The following is a 19,080-nucleotide window of genomic DNA, read 5'->3' as shown; positions in this document are numbered from 1 at the left end:
GGGCGATGACTGACTTACAGCCAGGGACGCGCGACCTTCTCGCGGGCCTCGAAGGTGTCGATCGACGACTTCTTCTGCATGGTCAGGCCGATATCGTCGAGGCCGTTGAGCAGGCAGTGCTTGCGGAACGGATCGATCTCGAAATTGATCACACCGCCGTCGGGGCCGCGAATTTCCTGCTTCTCGAGGTCGATCGTCAGCGTGGCGTTGGCGCCGCGCTCGGCGTCGTCGAACAGCTTGTCCAGTTGCTCGTGGGTGACGCGGATCGGCAGCAGGCCGTTCTTGAACGAGTTGTTGTAGAAGATGTCGCCGAACGAGGTCGAGATCACGCAGCGGATGCCGAAATCGGCGAGCGCCCAGGGTGCATGCTCGCGGCTCGATCCACAGCCGAAATTGTCGCCCGCGACGAGGATCTGGGCGTGGCGATAGGCCGGCCTGTTCAGCACGAAATCCGGGTTCTCGCTGCCGTCGTCCTTGTAGCGCTGCTCCGAGAACAGGCCCTTGCCGAGCCCGGTCCGCTTGATGGTCTTGAGGTACTGCTTGGGGATGATCATGTCGGTGTCGACATTGATGATCTTCAGCGGCGCGGCCACGCTGCTTACAACAGTGAATTTTTCCATCGTCTCAACCCGTTGAGGCCTATGAAAGGCAGGCCAATTTGGAACGGTTCTTATCGTGAATGGAGGATTTGGCAAAGGCCTATTGGACGCATGGCTGAATGCGCTGCGAGCGAGGGTTATTGACGCGGGAGGGCCAATCGGAGACGTTTCGGGCTTCTTGAGCGGGGCAGGCGGATAATGCGGCATTCATTGTTAAGCATGGCGGGGGCGATTTTGCTGGTGACGCTCCATACGGGCGGAAAGGCCGCCGCCGAGCCTGCGCAATCCGGTGCTGTGGCTATGCCTGCTGCCACCGCAACGCCACGGGTGGAGGAGTTTTCCGCGCAGAGCCGGGAGACGACGCGGCATCGCAAGCCTCGCCGGGTCCATATCTACACACCGCGCGGGCCGGGGCCGAACTCCGTGAGAATCTGTCACTCCTATTATGAATACGAGTATCGCCTGAGCGGGACGGTGATCGTGCCGCGCGAAAGCTGTTACTGGCAGGGTTGAGTCCTTCGGCGTTTTCAGCCGGCTGTTTTACCGGCGCCATTTTGTAGCCCTGATTCATTCAGCGTGAGTTCACCGTTCTGCTTTCAGGCTGACCATGCCTTCCCGATCGGGAACCCTTGTGGTTCGCACGGGTTATCAGGCGTGAAATTACGGTCGTCGGATGACGGCTGTTGCATTGGTCATAGGAGAGCTTGACGATGAAGAAACTTCTCGGACTTCTCGCAGTCGCGGGTCTGATGTTTGTCGCAACCCCGTCGCAGCAGGCAAATGCGATGTCGCTTGCGGCACCGGGCACCGCTGCAGTTGCCGATCATGCCGCTGCCGGCCTGACGACGGAGGTCCACTATCGTCGTCATTGGCATCCCCGCCGTCACTGGCATCCCCATCGCCGCCATTGGCGTCATCACCACTACCGTCACTGGTAAGCTCTCCACTGGATCACGAGCAGGCCCTTCACCGGGCCTGTTTTCGTTTTGGAATGATTGGAGTCGGCATCGGTTCAGGGAACGTGATATCGCTATGATGGGGGCCTGAGGCAGATCAAAGGAGGATTTGATGAAATTAAATCTTCAAACATTACTCGCCGCCGGAGCCGTGTTGCTTGGGGCCGCACTGGCGGCGCCATCCGCACAGGCCGCCACGCCACAGTCGCAGGCGGTTTCGCGGCCGGCACATCATGCCAAGACAACGATGACGGATATCAGTGCGCGGCGTTACCATCGCTACTACCACCGCCACTACCATCCACGGGTCTATTATCGCCCGTATTACCGGCCCTACTATTACGGCCCCAGATATTATTACGGGCCGGGCTACTACCGTCCGTATGGCTACTACCGCCCGTATTATCGTCCCTACGGTTACTACTACGGCGGACCGGGCTATTATGGCTGGGGTCGCGGCATCGGCTTCAGCTTCGGTTTCTGAAGCTCGCAGATCAACGGACATGACAAACAAAACGGGCGCTTTTCAGCGCCCGTCTTTTATTGAGTCCGATGTGATGAAGGATGCTTACGCGGCCTTCCAGTCGCGGATGTCGACGAAGTGGCCTGCAATCGCCGCCGCAGCAGCCATCGCGGGCGACACCAGATGGGTGCGGCCCTTGAAGCCCTGACGGCCCTCAAAATTGCGGTTCGATGTCGAGGCGCAACGCTCCTCCGGCGACAGCTTGTCGGGATTCATCGCGAGACACATCGAGCAGCCCGGCTCGCGCCACTCAAAACCGGCCTTGAGGAAAATCTTGTCGAGGCCCTCGGCTTCCGCCTGCTCCTTCACGAGGCCCGAGCCCGGCACCACCATGGCGTTGACGTGTCCGTTGACGGTGTGTCCGTTGACCACCTTCGCCGCCGCCCGCAAATCCTCGATGCGGCCGTTGGTGCACGAACCGATGAACACGCGGTCGAGCTTGATGTCGGTGATCTTGGTGCCGGCTTTCAAGCCCATATAGGCGAGCGCGCGCTCCTTCGACAGCCGCTTGGCTTCGTCTTGGATCTTCGCAGGATCCGGCACGAAGCCCGCGACCGAAGCGACGTCTTCCGGTGACGTGCCCCAGGTGACGATCGGCGGCAGGTTCGCGGCGTCGAGACGAATCTCGGCATCGAAATGCGCGCCGTCGTCGCTGCGCAGCGTGTCCCAGTAGCGCACGGCTTCTTCCCACCGCGCGCCCTTCGGCGACAGCGGACGGCCTTTCAGGAATTCGTATGCCTTCTCGTCGGGCGCAACGAGGCCCGCGCGCGCGCCGCCTTCGATCGACATGTTGCAGACCGTCATGCGGCCTTCCATGGTGAGCGCGCGGATCGCGTCGCCGGCGTATTCCAGCACGTAGCCGGTGCCGCCCGCGGTGCCGATCTCACCGATGATGGCGAGGATGATGTCCTTCGCGGTGACGCCTTCAGGCAGCTTGCCGTCGACGACGGCTCGCATGTTCTTGGCCTTCTTCTGGATCAGCGTCTGCGTGGCGAGCACATGCTCGACCTCGGAGGTGCCGATACCATGCGCCAGCGCGCCGAACGCGCCATGCGTCGAGGTGTGGCTGTCGCCGCACACGATGGTGGTGCCGGGCAACGTGAAGCCCTGCTCGGGGCCGATGACGTGAACGATGCCCTGACGCTTATCGAACTCGTTGAAGTACTGCACGCCGAACTCGCGCGCGTTGGTGGCGAGAGCCGCGATCTGCTCGGCGCTCTCCGGATCGGGGTTGGGCTTGGAGCGGTCGGTGGTCGGCACGTTATGATCGACCACGGCCAGCGTCTTTTCCGGCGCATGCACCTTGCGGCCAGCGGTACGCAATCCCTCGAACGCCTGCGGCGAGGTCACCTCGTGGACGAGATGCCGGTCGATGTAGAGCAGGCAGGTGCCGTCGGGCTGCTCGTCAACCAGATGATCGTTCCAGATCTTGTCGTACAGGGTGGTCGGTTTGGCCATTGTGGTTTTCGCTTTACTCGGTTTTCGCTTGTGCCGGGTCGGACGCTTTCCGTAGGCGCCTGTTGCAGCGGGCTTTTTACTCGCATAAGGGGCCACGGGAAAGTATCCTCGCCATATAAGAACTGCATGGGGCTCCTCAATGTCTGCACGGCCGCCGGTTGCACCCTATTTGACGGTTTCGCCCGCAGCGGGCGCCATCGCCTTCTACAGCGCCGCCTTCGACGCCAAGCAGAAAGCCCTGATGCCCGCGCTGGATGGCCTGCGCATCATGCATTGCGAACTGGAGATCAACGGCGGCACGCTGTTCCTGTCGGATGCGTTCCCGGAATTCGGCACCGCCCGCCCGCCGCTGCCCGGCGAGCCGGTGACGGCCTCGGTCAGTCTGGAATTTGCAACCTCCGAGGAGGTGGACGAGGTGTTCGCGCGCGCGACCAAACTCGGCGCGAAAGGCGAAGTCGCGCCGACGAATTCGTTCTGGGGAACGCGCACGGCGATCGTGCGTGATCCGTTCGGCCATCGCTGGATCATGAACGGTCCGCTTTCGACGTAATCTCTGTCGCATTCAGGCATGAAAAAAGCCCCGGCGAACCGGGGCTTTTTTGAATTCGTGAAAGGACCGAATTATTCGGCAGCCGCAGCAGCGGTCTGGCGCTGGTCCTGCTTCTCGACGATGCGGGCCGACTTGCCGCGCAGGCCGCGCAGGTAATACAGCTTGGCGCGACGCACCTTGCCGCGGCGCACGAGCTTGATCGAGTCGATCATCGGCGAATAGATCGGGAAGACACGCTCGACGCCTTCGCCGTACGAAATCTTGCGCACGGTGAAGCTCTCGTTGATGCCACCGCCGTTGCGGCCGATGCAGACGCCTTCATAGGCCTGCACGCGGGTGCGGTCGCCTTCCTTGACCTTGACGTTGACGGTCACGGTGTCGCCCGGCCCGAAATCGGGAATGGTCTTACCGGCGGCGAGCTTTTCCAGCTGCTCTTTCTCGAGCTCTTGGATGAGATTCATAGCAAAACTCCATCGGGCGGCGCGCCCGAAAGGGACTGCGCGAAATTTCGTATCCAGCACATGCACGGATTGGGCGGTCCTATACGCCAAACCGCACCCGTTGTCACTGGTCCGTCGTGTTTTTTGGCGTCTTTGAGCCGATTCTGGCCGCCCAGAGGTCCGGGCGGCGGTTTTGGGTCAGGGATTCGGCCTGCGCCCGCCGCCAAGCCTCGACCCTGGCGTGGTCGCCCGAGGTCAAAACCTCAGGAATCCCATGGCCTTCGAAGGTCTGGGGCCGGGTGTATTGCGGGTATTCCAAGAGGCCGTCGGAGAAGCTTTCCTCGGTTCCCGAAGCGAGCTTGCCCATGACCCCCGGCAGCAGCCGCACGCAGGCGTCGATCAGCACCATGGCCCCGAGTTCCCCGCCGGACAGCACGTAGTCGCCGATCGAGACCTCCTCGAGGCCGCGCGCCTCGATCACGCGCTGGTCTACCCCCTCGAACCGCCCGCAGACGATCAGCGGGCCGGGCCCCTCCGCCAGTTCCACGACCCGCGTCTGGGTCAATGGCCGACCGCGTGGGCTCATCAGGAGGCGTGGATGGCTGGGATCGAGCGCAATTGCGTCGATAGCGGCCGCCAGAATATCGGCGCGCAGCACCATGCCCGGCCCGCCCCCGGCCGGGGTGTCATCGACGCTGCGGTGTTTGTCGGTCGCTGAATCGCGAATGTCGCGGACGTCGAGCTGCCAGATATCGGAAGCAAGCGCGCGGCCCGCGAGGCTGACGCCGAGCGGCCCCGGAAACATCTCCGGAAAAAGCGTGAGGACGGTGGCGCGCCAGGTCATGGCGCAGAATCCGTCGAGTCAGGGCCGTCGCCCTCGATCTCGTTCGGCAATTCGACGATGACATGCCCCGCCGCAAGATCGACGGTCGGCACCACGGCGTTGGTGAACGGCAGCAAGAGCGATGGACCGCTTTTCGGCGCGATCTCGATGATGTCGCCCGCGCCGAAATTATGGATAGCGGTCACAGTCCCGAGGGACGCGCCCTGCGCATCGATGGCGGCAAGGCCGATCAGGTCGGCATGGTAATATTCGCCGTCGTCGGTTTCAGGCAGCGCGTCGCGGGAAATATAAAGCTCGATGCCGTTGAGGCGCTCTGCGGCGTCGCGGTCCGCGACTCCTTTGAGCGTCGCGACCAGATGATCCTTGGCGGCGCGGGCGCGCGCCACTTCGAATTGCCGCGCGCCGTCCTTGGTCGAGAGCGGGCCGTAATGCAGCACCGCCAACAGGTCTTCGGTGAACGGCCACAACCGCACCTCGCCGCGCACACCGTGCGCGGCGCCGATTTTCGCAACGCAGATTTTTTGCGCTGCCTTCGCCACGAAAACGCTTAAGCCTTGGCGGCTTCAGCGGCGGCCTTGCGCTCCTTGCGCGGCACGGCCTTCTCGGGGTTGTTGCGCGCGGTGCGCTTCGCAACACCAGCCGCATCGAGGAAGCGCATCACGCGGTCGGACGGCTGCGCGCCCTTGGCCATCCAGGCCTTCACCTTGTCCATGTCGAGCTTGAGGCGAGCCTCGTTGTCCTTCGGCAGCAGCGGATTGAAGTGGCCGAGGCGCTCGATGAAGCGGCCGTCGCGCGGGAAGCGCGAGTCGGCGACGACGACGTGATAGACCGGGCGCTTCTTGGTGCCGGCGCGGGCGAGACGAATGACGACTGACATGGTGTTCTCCGTTGTGTGTTCGAAAGTGTGAAAATGTCTGGCTATTTCTTCTTGCCAAGCCCCGGAAATCCTCCGAGGCCCGGCAATGTTGGTTTTCCGAGGCCGCCCAATCCCGAGGGCAGGCCTGGAAAGTCTTTCGGCAATGACGGCATGCCGCCGGGGCCTTGCGGCAACCCCTGGGGCATCTGGTCCTTCAATTGCTGAATCTGTTCGGGCGACGGCATGCCGCCGCCAAAGCCCATCATCTGCGCGAGGCCTGCCATCGGCCCGCGCTTGCCCTGACCCATGGCCTTCATCATGTCGGCCATGCCCCGGTGCATTTTCAGGAGCTTGTTGACGTCCTCGACCCTGACGCCCGCGCCCGCGGCGATGCGCTTCTTGCGGCTCGCCTTCAGGATGTCGGGGGTCTTGCGCTCGGCGCGCGTCATCGAATCGATCACCGCCATCTGCCGCTTGATGATCTTGTCATCGAGATTGGCAGCGGCGAGCTGGTTCTTCATCTTGGCGACGCCGGGCATCATGCCCATCAGGCCGCCGAGACCACCGAGATTCTGCATCTGGGCCAGTTGATCGCGCAGATCGGCAAGATCGAACTTGCCCTTGCGCATCTTCTCGGCGGTGCGTGCCGCCTTCTCCGCGTCGATATTGGCGGCGGCTTTTTCGACGAGCGAAACAATGTCGCCCATGCCGAGAATACGGCCCGCGATGCGCGAGGGATGAAAGTCTTCCAGTGCGTCGGTCTTTTCTCCGGTGCCGATCAGCTTGATCGGCTTGCCGGTGACGGCGCGCATCGACAGCGCAGCACCGCCGCGTCCGTCACCGTCCACTCGCGTGAGCACGATGCCGGTGAGGCCGACGCGCTCATCGAACGCGCGCGCGAGATTGACGGCGTCCTGACCCGTTAGCGAATCCGCGACCAGCAGCACTTCATGAGGATTGGCGGCGGTTTTCACCGTCGCGGCCTCGCGCATCATCTCTTCGTCGAGCGTGGTGCGGCCTGCGGTGTCGAGCAGCACGATGTCGTAGCCGCCGAGCTTGGCGGCCTGCAGCGCGCGCTGCGCGATCTGCGGCGGCATCTGGCCTGCGACGACGGGCAGCGTCTCGATGGAGAGGTCGCGGCCGAGCACCGCGAGCTGTTCCTGCGCCGCCGGACGGTAGACGTCGAGCGAGGCCATCAAAACTTTTTTCTTGTCGCGCTGCGTGAGGCGGCGCGCGAGCTTCGCGGTGGTGGTGGTTTTACCGGAGCCCTGCAGGCCGACCATCATGATCGCGATTGGCGCGGGCGCGTTGAGGTCGATGGTCTGGCCGTCGGAGCCGAGCGTCTCCACGAGTTGATCGTGAACGATCTTCACGACCATCTGGCCCGGTGTCACCGATTTGACGACGGTGGCGCCGATCGCCTGCTCGCGGACCTTGTCGGTAAACGAGCGCACGACATCGAGCGCCACGTCCGCTTCCAGCAGCGCACGGCGCACTTCGCGCATCGCGGCATCGACATCGGCCTCCGACAGCGCGCCGCGCCGCGTCAGCTTGTCGAGAATGCCTCCGAGCTTTTCCGACAGATTGTCGAACATCTCAGCGTCGTATCCCGTTGCGCTCCGGATGGAGCAATGATCCAAACAATTTTGCGCCCGAGGGCGCACAGCGCTGTCGGGCGTTGACCTCCGGCGTCTCGCACCGGTCGGCGGGTCGAAAAGAAAACCTTTTCGAGAAGTGGCGCGGTTAAAGCCTCCCCGGCCCGGAAAGTCAAGAAAAGAGCGGAAAACGCGGTTTTTATGGCCGGAAACGCGCTTCGCGGAGCCGTTATTTGCCTTCGGGCGGCATTTCGGGCCTATCGCGGCCATGAAATTCACCCGCTGCGGCTTTTATGGAACCGCCGCGAGCGGTTCTTGGCATGGGAAGCCCGGATGAAGACTTACAACGGCCCGGTCTCGGATCATTTCGACGGCCTGCGCTTTTTCGATCCCGATGGCACCCCGCCCCATACCTTCGCGCAGATCATGCGCTGGCAGAGAACCCGCAAGGCGGCGAAATGGCCCGCGCGCGCGCCGAGCGGGTTTGCCGATGTGCCGCCGCCGAGCGTCACGGGCAACAGGGTCCGGCTGTCCTTCGTCGGCCATGCGAGCTGGCTGATCCAGACCGCAGGGCTGAACATCCTGATCGATCCGGTGTGGTCGCAGCGCGCTTCGCCTTTCACTTTTGCAGGCCCGAAGCGCGTCAACGATCCCGGCATCGCCTTCGAGGCGTTGCCAAAGATCGACGCGGTGCTGGTGTCGCACGGCCATTACGATCACCTCGATGTCCGCACGCTCTCAAAGCTGGCGGCGAAATTCTCGCCGCGCGTGATTGCGCCGCTCGGCAATGATGTGACGATGCGCGCGCATGACGCTGCGATCCGCGCGGAGGCTCATGACTGGAATCGGCGTGTCGAGATCGACGATGGCGTCGCAGTGACGCTGGTGGCGACGCGGCACTGGTCGGCGCGCGGCCTGTTCGACCGCAACAAGGTGCTGTGGGCGAGCTTCGTGCTGGAGACACCTGCGGGGAAAATCTACATCGTGTGCGATTCAGGCTATGGCGACGGCAAGCATTTCCGCCGCGTGCGCGAGGCACACGGCGCGTTGCGTCTCGCGATCCTGCCGATCGGCGCCTACGAGCCGCGCTGGTTCATGCGCGACATGCACATGAATCCATCGGACGCAGTGAAGGCCCTGGCCGATTGCGGCGCCGAGCAGGCACTGGCGCATCATCACGGCACGTTCCAGTTGACCGACGAGGCGATCGACGCGCCTGCCCACGCGCTCGACGCGGCGCTGGGAGAGGCGAAGCTGCCGCGCGAAAAATTCGCCGCACTGAAGCCGGGTCAGGTGTTCGAGATCTGACCGCTTTCGCCGCTTACGGCTTCGGCTTGATCTCGTAGCTCACATGAACCGACACCCGCAGCGTCTGCTCGCCGGGCACGATCGGAGTCGGAGCCGCTGCGAGGCTGGCGTTCATCTTGCGGAATGCGATCGGCGGAGGCACGCCTTCTTCCGCGATGCTCAACGGTCCGCCCAAAGTTATGCCTGCAGATTGGGCATAAATGGCGGCCTTGCGGTGGGCATCATCGATGGCCCTGGCACGGGCTTCATCGAGCAGTTTCGAGGATTGCGAGACGGAAAAACTGACGCCGCCAATATCATTGGCGCCAGCGGCCACCAGAGCATCGAGCGTGTCGCCGATCTTTGCGGTGTCCCGCAGAGTGACGCTGACGCGATTGGTCGCGCGATAGCCGGTGATCTGCGGCGGCGCGCTCGAATTGTTGCGGCTGGCCATCTGCGGTTGCAGCGAGATTTGCGAGGTCTGGATGTCCTTTTGCGCGATGCCGGTTTGTTTCAGGGCGGCGAGCACCGCGTTCATCGCCTTGGCATTGGCTTCGCTCGCGGCGCGCGCGGTTTTGGCTTCCGTGGTCACGCCGGCTTCGATCTCCGCCAGATCGGGTGCGGCCGACACGGTCGCCTGACCGTTGACCGAGATCGAAGGCGTCAGGGCGTCAGCGAATGCGGGCGAGGCAAGCGCGAGGCATGCGGCGATGACGAGGCAGCGCATGATGGACTCCTTACTTCAGGGGAACGAAGACGTTGATGATGAGCTTGTCTTCTTCGGTCTTGAGCGGGTCGGTGACGTATTCCTCGATGAAGCTGTCCTTGGCCTCCAGCTTCTTCTCGTCGAGATAGTTGGTGATCGCCTCGTAGGTGTTGTCCATGTTGTCGTAGGAGCCGCGATGGACGAACTTCAGCACCTTGCCTTCGGGCGATTGGCCGATGCTCATGGTCTTGGGAAGATTTTTCGGTTCCTGATTGACCGGCATTTCGGCCTGGAAGGTGAAACCGGCGTCGTCGGTCGAGGTGTAGACGATCAGCACGGGGCCTGCGGGATCGATCTTCTGCTTGGCGAGCAGGGTGTTCAGCGCCTTGATCGAATCCGTCAGCGTCTCGAAAGCCGAGTCCCACACGGCCTTGCCTTTCAGCACGACGACCTTTTTCGCGGTCAGCGTGGTTTCTTCCCCGAACGGGTCGGCGGCCTGCACCTTGGCGGGAGGTGTGGCCTCGGTCGCGGGTGAAGAGGGTGCGGGTGTGGTTGCCGCAGGCGGCGTGGCGGGAGCGGCGGGAGCCGCAGGCGCGGATGATTCGGGCGGCGTCGCCGGAGCGGGTGTCGCTGCCGGAGCAGGGGTGACCGCAGGTGCCGGGGTGGTCGTGGGGGCAGGAGCGGGCGCAGGCGCAGGTGTCGCGGGAGGCGTCACCGGCTTGTCGGCCGTCGCGGGCGCGGGAGTCGCGGGAGCTGCGGGCGCTTGTGCGGAGACCGGAAGGACCGCCATGGAGGCCGCCGCGAGAGCGATCGGGACCAGCAAAACCAGTCGGGTCGGGCGGGACGTCATCCGGAAATCTCCATTTTATGGGGGTTTGCGTGAGAGAAGCGTAGCATGGCGCGATAGGGGCGTCAGGTCATCGAAAAGCGAGTGGTTGGCGGGCTGGTCATTGCCGCCATCCTCGCCATATAAAGCGCCTGGATTTTGACATGACCGTGCTCGCAAACCATAGCTTCGCCAAGATGAACGGAATCGGAAACGAGATCGTCGTTGTCGATCTGCGCAAGTCCGATTCACAGGTCAGTGCGGCCGAGGCCCGCGCCGTCGCCGCGCCGAATGGCGTGCCTTACGATCAATTGATGGTGTTGCAGAAGCCGAAGCTCGCCGGCACCAGCGCCTTCATCCGCATCTATAATAATGACGGCTCGGAGGCGGGTGCCTGCGGCAACGGCATGCGTTGCGTGGCCAAGCGCGTGTTCGGCGAAAACGGCGAGCGCGCCGCGACCTTCGAGACCCGCGCCGGACTTCTGAATTGCTGGCAAGGGCCGTCACCCGATCTTTACACGGTCGACATGGGCGCGCCGAAGTTCGGCTGGCAGGACATTCCGCTGGCGGAAGAATTCCGCGATACCCGCTACATCGAATTGCAGGTCGGGCCGATCGATTCGCCGGTGCTGCATTCGCCGTCCGTCGTCAGCATGGGCAATCCGCATGCGATCTTCTGGGTCGATGACATCGACGCCTACGACCTCGAACGGTTCGGACCGCTGCTGGAAAATCACCCGATCTTTCCCGAACGCGCCAACATCACGCTCGCCCATATCGTGGACCGCGATCACATCCGGATGCGGACCTGGGAGCGTGGCGCGGGCTTGACCAAGGCGTGCGGTTCGGCGGCGTGCGCCACGGCGGTCGCGGCGGCGCGGCTCAAGCGTACCAACCGCATCGTGCAGATGAGCCTGCCCGGTGGCGATCTCACCATTGAATGGCGCGAGCGCGACGATCATGTGCTGATGACCGGGGCCGCCGTGCTGGAATATGAAGGCGTGTTCGATCCGGCGCTGTTCGCCGCACTCGCCTGACATGCCGGTCGAACTCGTCACCTTCGGCTGCCGTCTCAATCTGGCTGAATCGGAGACGATGCGTGCCGAGGCCGATGCCGCCGGCGTGCAGGATGCGGTGATCGTCAACACATGCGCGGTGACCAATGAGGCGGTGGCGCAGGCGCGCCAGACTATCCGCCGCCTGCGGCGCGATCATCCGGCGCGCAAGATCATTGTCACCGGTTGCGCGGCGCAGACCGATTCCAGAATGTTCGCGGAGATGCCGGAAGTCGATCGCGTGCTCGGCAATGACGACAAGATGCGCGCGCATGCGTGGCGGGATACGCGCCGCGCGTTCGATCTCGATGACGGTGAGAAGGTTGCGGTCGCCGACATCATGGCGGTGCGCGAGATGGCGCCGCATCTGGTGGAGGGATTTCACAGCGGCCAGCCGCGTGCCTTCGTGCAGGTGCAGAACGGCTGCGACCATCGCTGCACGTTCTGCATCATTCCGTATGGGCGCGGCAATTCGCGCTCGGTGGCAATGGGCGCCGCGGTCGAACAGGTGCGCAAGCTGGTGGAAGGCGGCTGTCCCGAGATCGTGCTGACGGGCGTCGACATTACAAGCTATGGCGCGGATTTGCCGGGTGCGCCGAAACTGGGTGCACTGGTCAAGCAGATCCTCAAGCATGTGCCGGAATTGAAGCGGCTGCGGCTCTCGTCAATCGACTCGGTCGAGGCGGATCGCGATCTGCTCGATGTGATCGCGGACGACGAGCGATTGATGCCACATCTGCATTTGTCGCTGCAGGCGGGCGACGATCTCGTTCTCAAGCGCATGAAGCGGCGGCACTCGCGCGCCGACGCCATCGCGTTCTGCGATCAGGCGCGGCGGCTGCGGCCGGACATTGCCTTCGGGGCCGATCTCATTGCGGGCTTTCCGACCGAGACGGATGACATGTTCGAGCGGTCGCTTGCGTTGGTCGAGGACTGCGATCTCACCTTCCTGCACGTGTTTCCGTACTCGAAGCGTCCCGGCACGCCGGCGGCGAAGATGCCGCAGGTGGAAGGCCGTACCATCAGGGAGCGGGCAAAGCGGTTGCGTGACGCGGGCGAGGTGGCGCTGCGGCGCAGGCTCGCGCGTGAGGCAGGCAAGACCCGTCATGTTCTGGTTGAAAGCACGACGCAGGGCCGCACCGAGCATTTCCTGCCCGTCGCGATGACAGGTGGTGTTGCGGGCGATGTGCGGGCCATGACCATTGCGGGTCATGACGGCGCGCGCCTAAGCGTGTGACACGACCTGTTCGGGTGCGAGCGCTTCTTCGCCATTCCACCCGCATGCGCGCAGCCGCTCATGCAAGTGTTCGGGCACAGGTGCGACCACGCGCACCGGCGGCTTGTTCTTCGACAGCGGCACGACGATCTCGCGCGAATGCAGATGCAGGCTCGGCTCGCCGAAGCGCGGGCCGTTGCCGTAGATGTTGTCGCCGACGATGGGAAAGCCCATCGCCGCGCAATGCACGCGCAATTGATGGGTGCGGCCGGTGATCGGCTCGAGTGCGAGCCAGGTCAGGCCATCGCCACGCCCCATCACGCTCCAGCGGGATTGGGACGGCAGCCCGTTCGGGTCGGGCTTCTGCCACCAGCCGCGCGTTTCATCGAGCCGCCCGAGCGGAATGTCGATTTCGCCTTGGTTCTCCGCAGGGCCGCCTTCGACCACGGCCCAATAGGTCTTGCCGATCTTGCCGTGCTTGAACAGAAGCCCGAGCGAGGCGGTCGCCTTGCGGTGGCGGCCGAGCACGAGGCAGCCGGAGGTGTCGCGGTCGAGCCGATGTGCCAGGACCGGCGGGCGCGGCAAACCGTAGCGCAACGCATCGAACGAGGCTTCAAGATTGGGCCCGCCCTTCGGGCCTTTATGCACGGCAATTCCGGCCGGCTTGTCGATCACCAGCATCAGGCCGTCGCGATGAAGCACGCGTGCCTGCATCTCCTCGGCGGTCGGCTGTGGCGTATCCATAATGACGTGCGGCTTTCGTTTTTGGCGTGAACCGGGTAACACACCCCCCGCAATGTTGACAGTCCGCATATGACAGATACGCCGCAGGATAAACCGAAGCAGAGCTGGTGGCAGCGGCTGTCCGCCGGCCTCAAGCGCACGTCCGGTTCGATTGGTGGCGCGCTCACCGATCTCGTCAGCAAGCGCAAGCTCGACCGGGCCATGCTCGAGGGTATCGAGGATGTGCTGTTACGCGCCGATCTCGGAACCGAAGTCGCGGCGCGGATCGCGGCGAAGGTCGGCGAGGGCCGTTACGACAAGGATGTGTCGGCGCAGGACGTCCAGGAGATTGTCGCCGCCGAAGTCGAGAAGGTGCTCGCGCCGGTGGCGAAGCCGCTGGTGATTGACGAGAGCCAGAAGCCATTCGTCATTCTGGTCGTCGGCGTCAACGGCTCGGGCAAGACCACGACCATTGGCAAGCTCGCTGCGAAATTAACGGCGGAAGGCCGCCGGGTGATGCTTGCCGCAGGCGATACATTCCGCGCGGCCGCCATCGAGCAATTGAAAGTCTGGGGCGAGCGCACCGGCGTGCCGGTGGTTGCGCGCGCGCACGGCTCGGATTCGGCGAGCCTTGCCTTCGATGCGGCGAGCGAGGCGAAGACGGACAATCGCGACGTGTTGCTGATCGACACCGCCGGGCGATTGCAGAACAAGGCCGAACTGATGGTCGAGCTGGAGAAGGTCGCGCGCGTCATCAGGAAGGTCGATGCCAGCGCGCCGCATGCGGTGCTGCTGGTGCTGGATGCCACCGTGGGACAGAACGCTCTGTCGCAGGTCGAGGCGTTCCGCAAGACGGCAGGCGTCACCGGGCTTGTGATGACCAAGCTCGATGGCACCGCGCGGGGCGGCATCCTGGTTGCGATTTCAGAAACCTACAAGCTGCCGGTGCATTTCATCGGCGTCGGCGAGGGCATCGACGACCTCGCGCCGTTCACCGCGCATGATTTCGCGCTGGCGATCGCGGGCAAGGATTTGGGGCAGGGATAGTCAGGATCATGGACAAGCGCGCACCCCATCCGTTGTTCAAGCTCGCGACCGAGCTTGGTCCGCTGCTGATCTTCTTTGCCGCCAACGCCAAGTTCAATCTGTTCGTGGCGACGGGCGCGTTCATGGTCGCGATCGTCGCGGCGGTGATCGCGTCCTATGTGGTGGTGCGGCATGTGCCGCTGATGGCGCTTGTCACGGCGGTGATCGTGCTGGTGTTCGGCGGCCTGACGCTCGTGCTGCATGATGAGACGTTCATCAAGATCAAGCCGACCATCATCTACGCGCTGTTCGCGCTGACGCTGTTTGTGGGTCTGATGCTGGGGCGATCGTTCATCGCCGTTTTGTTCGATCAGGTCTTCAATCTCACGCCGCAGGGCTGGCGGCTGTTGACGATCCGCTGGGCGCTGTTCTTCGCGGCCATGGCGGTGCTGAACGAGGTCATCTGGCGTACCCAGAGCACGGACTTCTGGGTGGCGTTCAAGGCGTTCGGGGTGGTGCCGTTGACGATGGTTTTCGCCATGGCGCAGATGCCGCTCGTCAAGCGCTACCAGATCGAGGAAGCGACGGCGGAAGCACCCGATAGCGAGCGCGGCGATATCACGCCGCGCTGAGCGCCGGAATTATCAGCTCAACTGCTTCAGCAGTTTGATCATGCCCGGTGCGTTGCGGCGGATTTCCGCCATGTGAATGCCGGACAGCCCCTTGAGCGCGGCGTTGGCCTTCCCGGTCAGGTTCAGCAGCACGCGGCGGCGGTCTTCCCGGTCGGTCTTGCGCACGACAAGCTTGGCCCGCACCAGCCGGTCTACCAGTTCGACCGCCGTATGGTGCTTGAGGTGAAGATGCTCGGCGAGGTCGCCGACCGTGACGCCGTTCGCATCCTCAAATCCGCGAATCGCCAGGATCGCCTGATGTTGCTTCGGCGTCAGGCCGCGATTTTGCGCCGCCTGCTCGCTGAAATTGAGGAAATTGCGCAACTCGCGGCGGAACGAGGCCAGCACGAAATAGTCCTTGTCCTTGATAGCCACGCTATGGGGCAGGGCAGATATGCGCTTTTGTGCCGAAATGCGAAGTTGTGCTGATTTTACGGATTTCTTTGTTGATTTAGCCATCCCTGACCCCGTTGCCTTCTATCGTATAGCGATATATTGACGTGACCCGCCCGAAAGGCCTTACCGCGCGCTTTCGGTAATTTCAATCCTATTTCGGATCCTTACGAATATGTCACGTTCTTCCAATGTGGCGCCGAGGCTCGGTGACTTCACCGCCGACAAGCGCGTGCTGGTTCTGGTCGCGATGGCGCTTCTGGTCGGCAGCGGCGGTGCAGCCTCCGCCTGGGTTTTGCTGCACATGATCGCGCTGGTCACGAATCTGGTTTGGTTGCAGACATTTAGTACGGCGAATCTGTCACTTGCGGGGCTTAAGCCGAGCCTCTGGATGGTGCTCGCGCCGGGGTTGGGCGGGCTCATCATCGGCCTGATGGCGCGTTACGGATCGGAGAAAATTCGCGGTCACGGCATCCCGGAAGCGATCGAGGCCATCCTGATCGGCGGCAGTCGCATGCAGCCAAAAGTCGCAGTCTTGAAACCGCTGTCGTCGGCGATTTCGATCGGCAGCGGCGGCCCGTTTGGCGCCGAAGGGCCGATCATCATGACCGGCGGCGCGATCGGCTCGCTGTTCGCGCAGTGCTTCCATATGAGCGCCGCGGAGCGGAAGACGCTGCTGGTGGCGGGTGCGGCTGCCGGCATGACCGCGATCTTCGGCACGCCGATCGCGGCGATGCTGCTGTCGGTCGAACTCTTGTTGTTCGAGATGAAGCCGCGCAGCCTCATTCCCGTGATCACCGCCTGCGTGGTGTCCGCGGCCTGGCGTCCGTTCATCATTGGTCACGGGCCGCTGTTTCCGTTTTCGGGCCATCTCGACCTGCCGTGGTGGGGCGTCTTTCTTTATATCGCGGTTGGTATTGTGGGCGGCCTGCAATCGGGCCTGATCACCGCAGTGCTCTACAAGGCCGAGGATTTGTTCGAGCGGCTTCCGGTTCACTGGATGTGGTGGCCGGCGATCGGCGGCCTGCTCGTCGGGCTGGGCGGCCTGATCGAGCCGCGCGCGCTCGGTGTCGGCTACGATATTATCGCGGGCCTGTTGAACGATAAGATCGTCACCTCGCAAGTATTGACGATCCTGATCGTCAAATCGGTCATCTGGATCATCGCGCTGGCCTCGGGCACCTCCGGGGGCGTGTTGGCGCCGCTCCTGATCTTCGGCGGATGCCTCGCATGGCTGGAAGGCCTGTTCCTGCCGGGGGACACCGGGGCATGGGCCTTGCTCGGCATGGCGGCGATGATGGGCGGCACCATGCGTTCGCCGCTGACCGGCATCATGTTCGCGGTGGAACTGACGGGCCATTTCGGCCTGCTCGAACCATTGCTGGTCTGCACCGGCGCCGCCTATGCGCTGACGGTGCTGTTGTTGAAGCGTTCGATCCTGACGGAGAAGATCGCGCGGCGCGGCCAGCATGTCGTGCGCGAGTACAGCATCGATCCGTTCGAGTTGCTGCGCGTGTCGGACGTCATGGTGAAGAACGTCGATACATTGCCCGCAAGCATGCGCGTGGACGAGGCGGTTGCGTTCTTCTGCGGCGATACGCCGCCCCTCCATAAATCCTATCCGTTGATCGATGAAAATGGCGTGGTGGTTGGTGTTGTCGGCCGCCGCGACATTTTGCGCTGGCGTGCGGAGAATCCCGAAACGGACGAAACTTTGTTTGATTGCATCTCGGATTCGTCGGTGGTGATAGGTTATCCCGATGAACAGGTGGCTGTGCTCGCTGATCGGATGGTGGCGACGGAAGCAGGCCGCGTGCCGATTGTCGATCGCGTCAGCGGACGGCTGGTCGGACTGATGACGCGCAAGGATCTGATGCGCACGCGCGGCAACGCCATCTCGGCGGAAACCGACCGGCTGTCATATTTCTTGCGCAGGAAGAAGCTGTCTGCGACAACAGGATAGCTGAGACGCCGCGACCGTAGACAAAAGATTGCCCGGCCTGATCGACGCCTTTGCCAGGTGGAATTGTATCAGGGGTATCAATCATGGACTTTCGCACGGCACTCGGAGACGCCATCCTCTCCTCGGAATCGGACGCCATCATTGCGACAGGCAAGGATGGCCTCATCACCTTCTGGAATCCGGGTGCGACGCGAATCTTCGGGTTTGCCGAGAACGAGGCTGTCGGGCAGTCGCTCGATATCATCATTCCCGAGAACCTCCGGGCGCGGCACTGGGAAGGCTATGACAAGGTCATGGAAAGCGGGCAGAGCCGCTATTCGCATGGCGACCTTCTGGCGGTGCCGGCGCTGATCAAGGCGGGTACCCGCATTTCCGTCGAATTCACCATGGTGGTGCTGCCAGGCCCGGACGGCAAACCGGCCGGCACGGCCGCGGTGCTGCGCGACGTGACCAAGAAATTCGAGGAAAACCGGGCGCTGCGCAAAAAACTTGCCGCGGCGCAGAATGCGGCAAGAGAGAATACCTAAGCGTTCGCGGGGACTTCATTGGTTAAGAGGATTCCGGTTCCTGTTTCGGGCGCAGAAAAACAACTTTGTGTGTAACCTTTTCCGTGTGGCTCCATCTAACAGGCAGCATGGAGAACAGGGATGACCGACTCTCATAGCCAGGCGCGGCTTCCGGCGCTGGATGAAACCACAAGCGACGAGGTGCTGGTCCACGCCGCGCAGGGCGGCGACGCACGAGCCTTTCGTGCGATCCTCACCAAGTACAACCGCAGGCTTTACCGGATTGCACGGGGTATCCTGCGCAACGACACCGAGGCGGAAGACGCGGTGCAGGAAGCCTATGTCAACGCCTTCACGCATCTCGCGACCTTTCGCGGCGAGTCCAGTCTGTCGACCTGGCTGTCGCGCATTGTGATGAACGAATCACTTGGCCGTCTGCGCAGCCGCCGCCCGATGGCCGAGTTGGCCGAGGTCGAGACGCCCAATCAGGCGGCCGAGATCATTCAATTTCCAAACACCGCCAGAACCGATCCGGAACGCACCATGGCCCAGCGCGAGCTTCTTCGTCTTGTCGAGCGGGTGACCGATGAGTTGCCGGATGTCTATCGCACGGTGTTCGTGACGCGGGTGATCGAGGGCATGAGTGTCGAAGACACGGCTGAACTGCTCGGCATCCGCATCGAGACGGTGAAGACGCGGCTGCATCGCGCACGCAAGCTCGTCCGCGAGCATCTCGACCGAGAGATCGGCCCGGTGATGCTCGACGCGTTTCCCTTCGCGGGCAAGCGCTGTGAGCGCATGACGCAGAATGTCATGCAGCGGCTCGGCCTAGTTTGATTCATCCCTTTTTGTCCAATCATCAGATGAACGCGGCGCACGGCGCCGAA

General features: G+C 63.1%; 23 protein-coding genes. 12 read left to right on the top strand and 11 right to left on the bottom strand.

Annotated elements, in window-relative coordinates:
* Positions 1-14 precede the first annotated feature (14 nt).
* Complete coding sequence (gene leuD / locus AFIDRAFT_RS07095; protein ID WP_009338434.1) at positions 15-620, bottom strand: 3-isopropylmalate dehydratase small subunit; 606 nt, start codon at positions 618-620, stop codon at positions 15-17.
* Positions 621-797: 177 nt separating this feature from the next.
* Between leuD and AFIDRAFT_RS07090 the strand changes: the two genes are divergently transcribed.
* From AFIDRAFT_RS07090 to AFIDRAFT_RS07080, 3 genes are all read left to right on the top strand, one after another.
* Positions 798-1,112 carry a hypothetical protein gene (locus AFIDRAFT_RS07090; protein WP_009338432.1) on the top strand — a complete coding sequence of 105 codons (315 nt, stop codon included), beginning with the start codon at positions 798-800 and terminating at the stop codon, positions 1,110-1,112.
* A 197-nt stretch (positions 1,113-1,309) separates the two neighbouring features.
* Complete coding sequence (locus tag AFIDRAFT_RS07085) at positions 1,310-1,537, top strand: hypothetical protein (RefSeq protein WP_009338430.1); 228 nt, start codon at positions 1,310-1,312, stop codon at positions 1,535-1,537.
* Between the two features lie 130 nt (positions 1,538-1,667).
* The gene (locus tag AFIDRAFT_RS07080; protein WP_009338428.1) at positions 1,668-2,039 is read left to right on the top strand and encodes a hypothetical protein; all 372 of its coding nucleotides are present in this window, start codon (positions 1,668-1,670) and stop codon (positions 2,037-2,039) included.
* 84 nt (positions 2,040-2,123) lie between these two features.
* On the opposite strand, the gene leuC is transcribed toward AFIDRAFT_RS07080, so the two are convergent.
* Positions 2,124-3,536: a 3-isopropylmalate dehydratase large subunit gene (gene leuC, locus AFIDRAFT_RS07075; RefSeq protein ID WP_040297880.1), complete on the bottom strand. Its 1,413-nt coding sequence runs from the start codon at positions 3,534-3,536 to the stop codon at positions 2,124-2,126.
* A gap of 139 nt (positions 3,537-3,675) precedes the next feature.
* On the opposite strand from leuC, the gene AFIDRAFT_RS07070 reads away from it, so the two are divergent.
* Positions 3,676-4,086: a VOC family protein gene (locus AFIDRAFT_RS07070; protein ID WP_009338424.1), complete on the top strand. Its 411-nt coding sequence runs from the start codon at positions 3,676-3,678 to the stop codon at positions 4,084-4,086.
* Between the two features lie 71 nt (positions 4,087-4,157).
* Here AFIDRAFT_RS07070 and rplS read toward each other — a convergent pair whose 3' ends face one another.
* The 5 genes from rplS to ffh all read right to left on the bottom strand — a co-directional run bounded on the left by rplS (position 4,158) and on the right by ffh (position 7,821).
* Complete coding sequence (rplS, locus tag AFIDRAFT_RS07065; protein WP_009338423.1) at positions 4,158-4,547, bottom strand: 50S ribosomal protein L19; 390 nt, start codon at positions 4,545-4,547, stop codon at positions 4,158-4,160.
* 103 nt (positions 4,548-4,650) lie between these two features.
* Entirely contained in the window at positions 4,651-5,370 is a 720-nt protein-coding gene (gene trmD, locus AFIDRAFT_RS07060; protein WP_009338420.1) for a tRNA (guanosine(37)-N1)-methyltransferase TrmD, read from the bottom strand.
* Positions 5,367-5,909 (bottom strand): ribosome maturation factor RimM, encoded by a 543-nt coding sequence (gene rimM, locus AFIDRAFT_RS07055; RefSeq protein WP_009338418.1) that lies wholly within the window; start codon positions 5,907-5,909, stop codon positions 5,367-5,369. The genes trmD and rimM overlap by 4 nt, the downstream gene beginning before the upstream one ends.
* 8 nt (positions 5,910-5,917) lie before the next feature.
* The gene (gene rpsP / locus AFIDRAFT_RS07050; protein ID WP_009338416.1) at positions 5,918-6,247 is read right to left on the bottom strand and encodes a 30S ribosomal protein S16; all 330 of its coding nucleotides are present in this window, start codon (positions 6,245-6,247) and stop codon (positions 5,918-5,920) included.
* Positions 6,248-6,288: 41 nt separating this feature from the next.
* Positions 6,289-7,821: a signal recognition particle protein gene (gene ffh, locus AFIDRAFT_RS07045; protein WP_009338415.1), complete on the bottom strand. Its 1,533-nt coding sequence runs from the start codon at positions 7,819-7,821 to the stop codon at positions 6,289-6,291.
* Positions 7,822-8,154: 333 nt separating this feature from the next.
* On the opposite strand from ffh, the gene AFIDRAFT_RS07040 reads away from it, so the two are divergent.
* Positions 8,155-9,129 (top strand): MBL fold metallo-hydrolase, encoded by a 975-nt coding sequence (locus AFIDRAFT_RS07040; protein ID WP_009338413.1) that lies wholly within the window; start codon positions 8,155-8,157, stop codon positions 9,127-9,129.
* A 13-nt stretch (positions 9,130-9,142) separates the two neighbouring features.
* Here AFIDRAFT_RS07040 and AFIDRAFT_RS07035 read toward each other — a convergent pair whose 3' ends face one another.
* Together AFIDRAFT_RS07035 and AFIDRAFT_RS19395 are read right to left on the bottom strand one after the other, a co-directional pair.
* The gene (locus AFIDRAFT_RS07035; protein WP_009338412.1) at positions 9,143-9,835 is read right to left on the bottom strand and encodes an SIMPL domain-containing protein; all 693 of its coding nucleotides are present in this window, start codon (positions 9,833-9,835) and stop codon (positions 9,143-9,145) included.
* 10 nt (positions 9,836-9,845) lie between these two features.
* The gene (locus AFIDRAFT_RS19395) at positions 9,846-10,664 is read right to left on the bottom strand and encodes a GyrI-like domain-containing protein (RefSeq protein ID WP_009338411.1); all 819 of its coding nucleotides are present in this window, start codon (positions 10,662-10,664) and stop codon (positions 9,846-9,848) included.
* 140 nt (positions 10,665-10,804) lie between these two features.
* On the opposite strand from AFIDRAFT_RS19395, the gene dapF reads away from it, so the two are divergent.
* A complete protein-coding gene (gene dapF, locus AFIDRAFT_RS07020; protein ID WP_009338410.1) occupies positions 10,805-11,677 on the top strand; it encodes a diaminopimelate epimerase in 873 nt (290 codons plus the stop codon).
* Position 11,678: 1 nt separating this feature from the next.
* Positions 11,679-12,932: a tRNA (N(6)-L-threonylcarbamoyladenosine(37)-C(2))-methylthiotransferase MtaB gene (gene mtaB, locus AFIDRAFT_RS07015; RefSeq protein ID WP_009338409.1), complete on the top strand. Its 1,254-nt coding sequence runs from the start codon at positions 11,679-11,681 to the stop codon at positions 12,930-12,932.
* Here the strand turns inward: mtaB and AFIDRAFT_RS07010 are convergent.
* Positions 12,921-13,655 (bottom strand): RluA family pseudouridine synthase, encoded by a 735-nt coding sequence (locus tag AFIDRAFT_RS07010; protein WP_009338408.1) that lies wholly within the window; start codon positions 13,653-13,655, stop codon positions 12,921-12,923. The genes mtaB and AFIDRAFT_RS07010 overlap by 12 nt on opposite strands.
* Positions 13,656-13,724: 69 nt before the next feature.
* Here AFIDRAFT_RS07010 and ftsY point away from each other — a divergent pair, with 69 nt between their 5' ends.
* Positions 13,725-14,681, top strand: coding sequence for a signal recognition particle-docking protein FtsY (gene ftsY / locus AFIDRAFT_RS07005; RefSeq protein ID WP_009338407.1), 957 nt, complete (start codon positions 13,725-13,727; stop codon positions 14,679-14,681).
* Positions 14,682-14,689: 8 nt separating this feature from the next.
* Positions 14,690-15,292, top strand: a complete 603-nt coding sequence (locus tag AFIDRAFT_RS07000) for a septation protein A (RefSeq protein WP_009338406.1) — start codon at positions 14,690-14,692, stop codon at positions 15,290-15,292.
* 12 nt (positions 15,293-15,304) lie between these two features.
* Here the strand turns inward: AFIDRAFT_RS07000 and AFIDRAFT_RS06995 are convergent, their stop codons facing one another.
* Positions 15,305-15,790: a MarR family winged helix-turn-helix transcriptional regulator gene (locus AFIDRAFT_RS06995; protein ID WP_009338405.1), complete on the bottom strand. Its 486-nt coding sequence runs from the start codon at positions 15,788-15,790 to the stop codon at positions 15,305-15,307.
* Positions 15,791-15,899: 109 nt separating this feature from the next.
* Here AFIDRAFT_RS06995 and AFIDRAFT_RS06990 point away from each other — a divergent pair, with 109 nt between their 5' ends.
* The 3 genes from AFIDRAFT_RS06990 (at position 15,900) to AFIDRAFT_RS06980 (ending at position 19,030) form a co-directional block, all read left to right on the top strand.
* Positions 15,900-17,687 carry a chloride channel protein gene (locus AFIDRAFT_RS06990; protein WP_009338404.1) on the top strand — a complete coding sequence of 596 codons (1,788 nt, stop codon included), beginning with the start codon at positions 15,900-15,902 and terminating at the stop codon, positions 17,685-17,687.
* 83 nt (positions 17,688-17,770) lie between these two features.
* Complete coding sequence (locus AFIDRAFT_RS06985; RefSeq protein ID WP_009338403.1) at positions 17,771-18,214, top strand: PAS domain S-box protein; 444 nt, start codon at positions 17,771-17,773, stop codon at positions 18,212-18,214.
* Between the two features lie 120 nt (positions 18,215-18,334).
* Positions 18,335-19,030, top strand: a complete 696-nt coding sequence (locus AFIDRAFT_RS06980; RefSeq protein ID WP_009338402.1) for an RNA polymerase sigma factor — start codon at positions 18,335-18,337, stop codon at positions 19,028-19,030.
* The last annotated feature ends 50 nt before the right edge of the window (positions 19,031-19,080 follow it).

This window comes from Afipia sp. 1NLS2, from assembly GCF_000178995.1.
Classification (GTDB): domain Bacteria; phylum Pseudomonadota; class Alphaproteobacteria; order Rhizobiales; family Xanthobacteraceae; genus Afipia.
The sequence above is the reverse complement of the archived record's forward strand: the minus strand, read 5'-3'. Positions and strand labels throughout refer to the sequence as shown.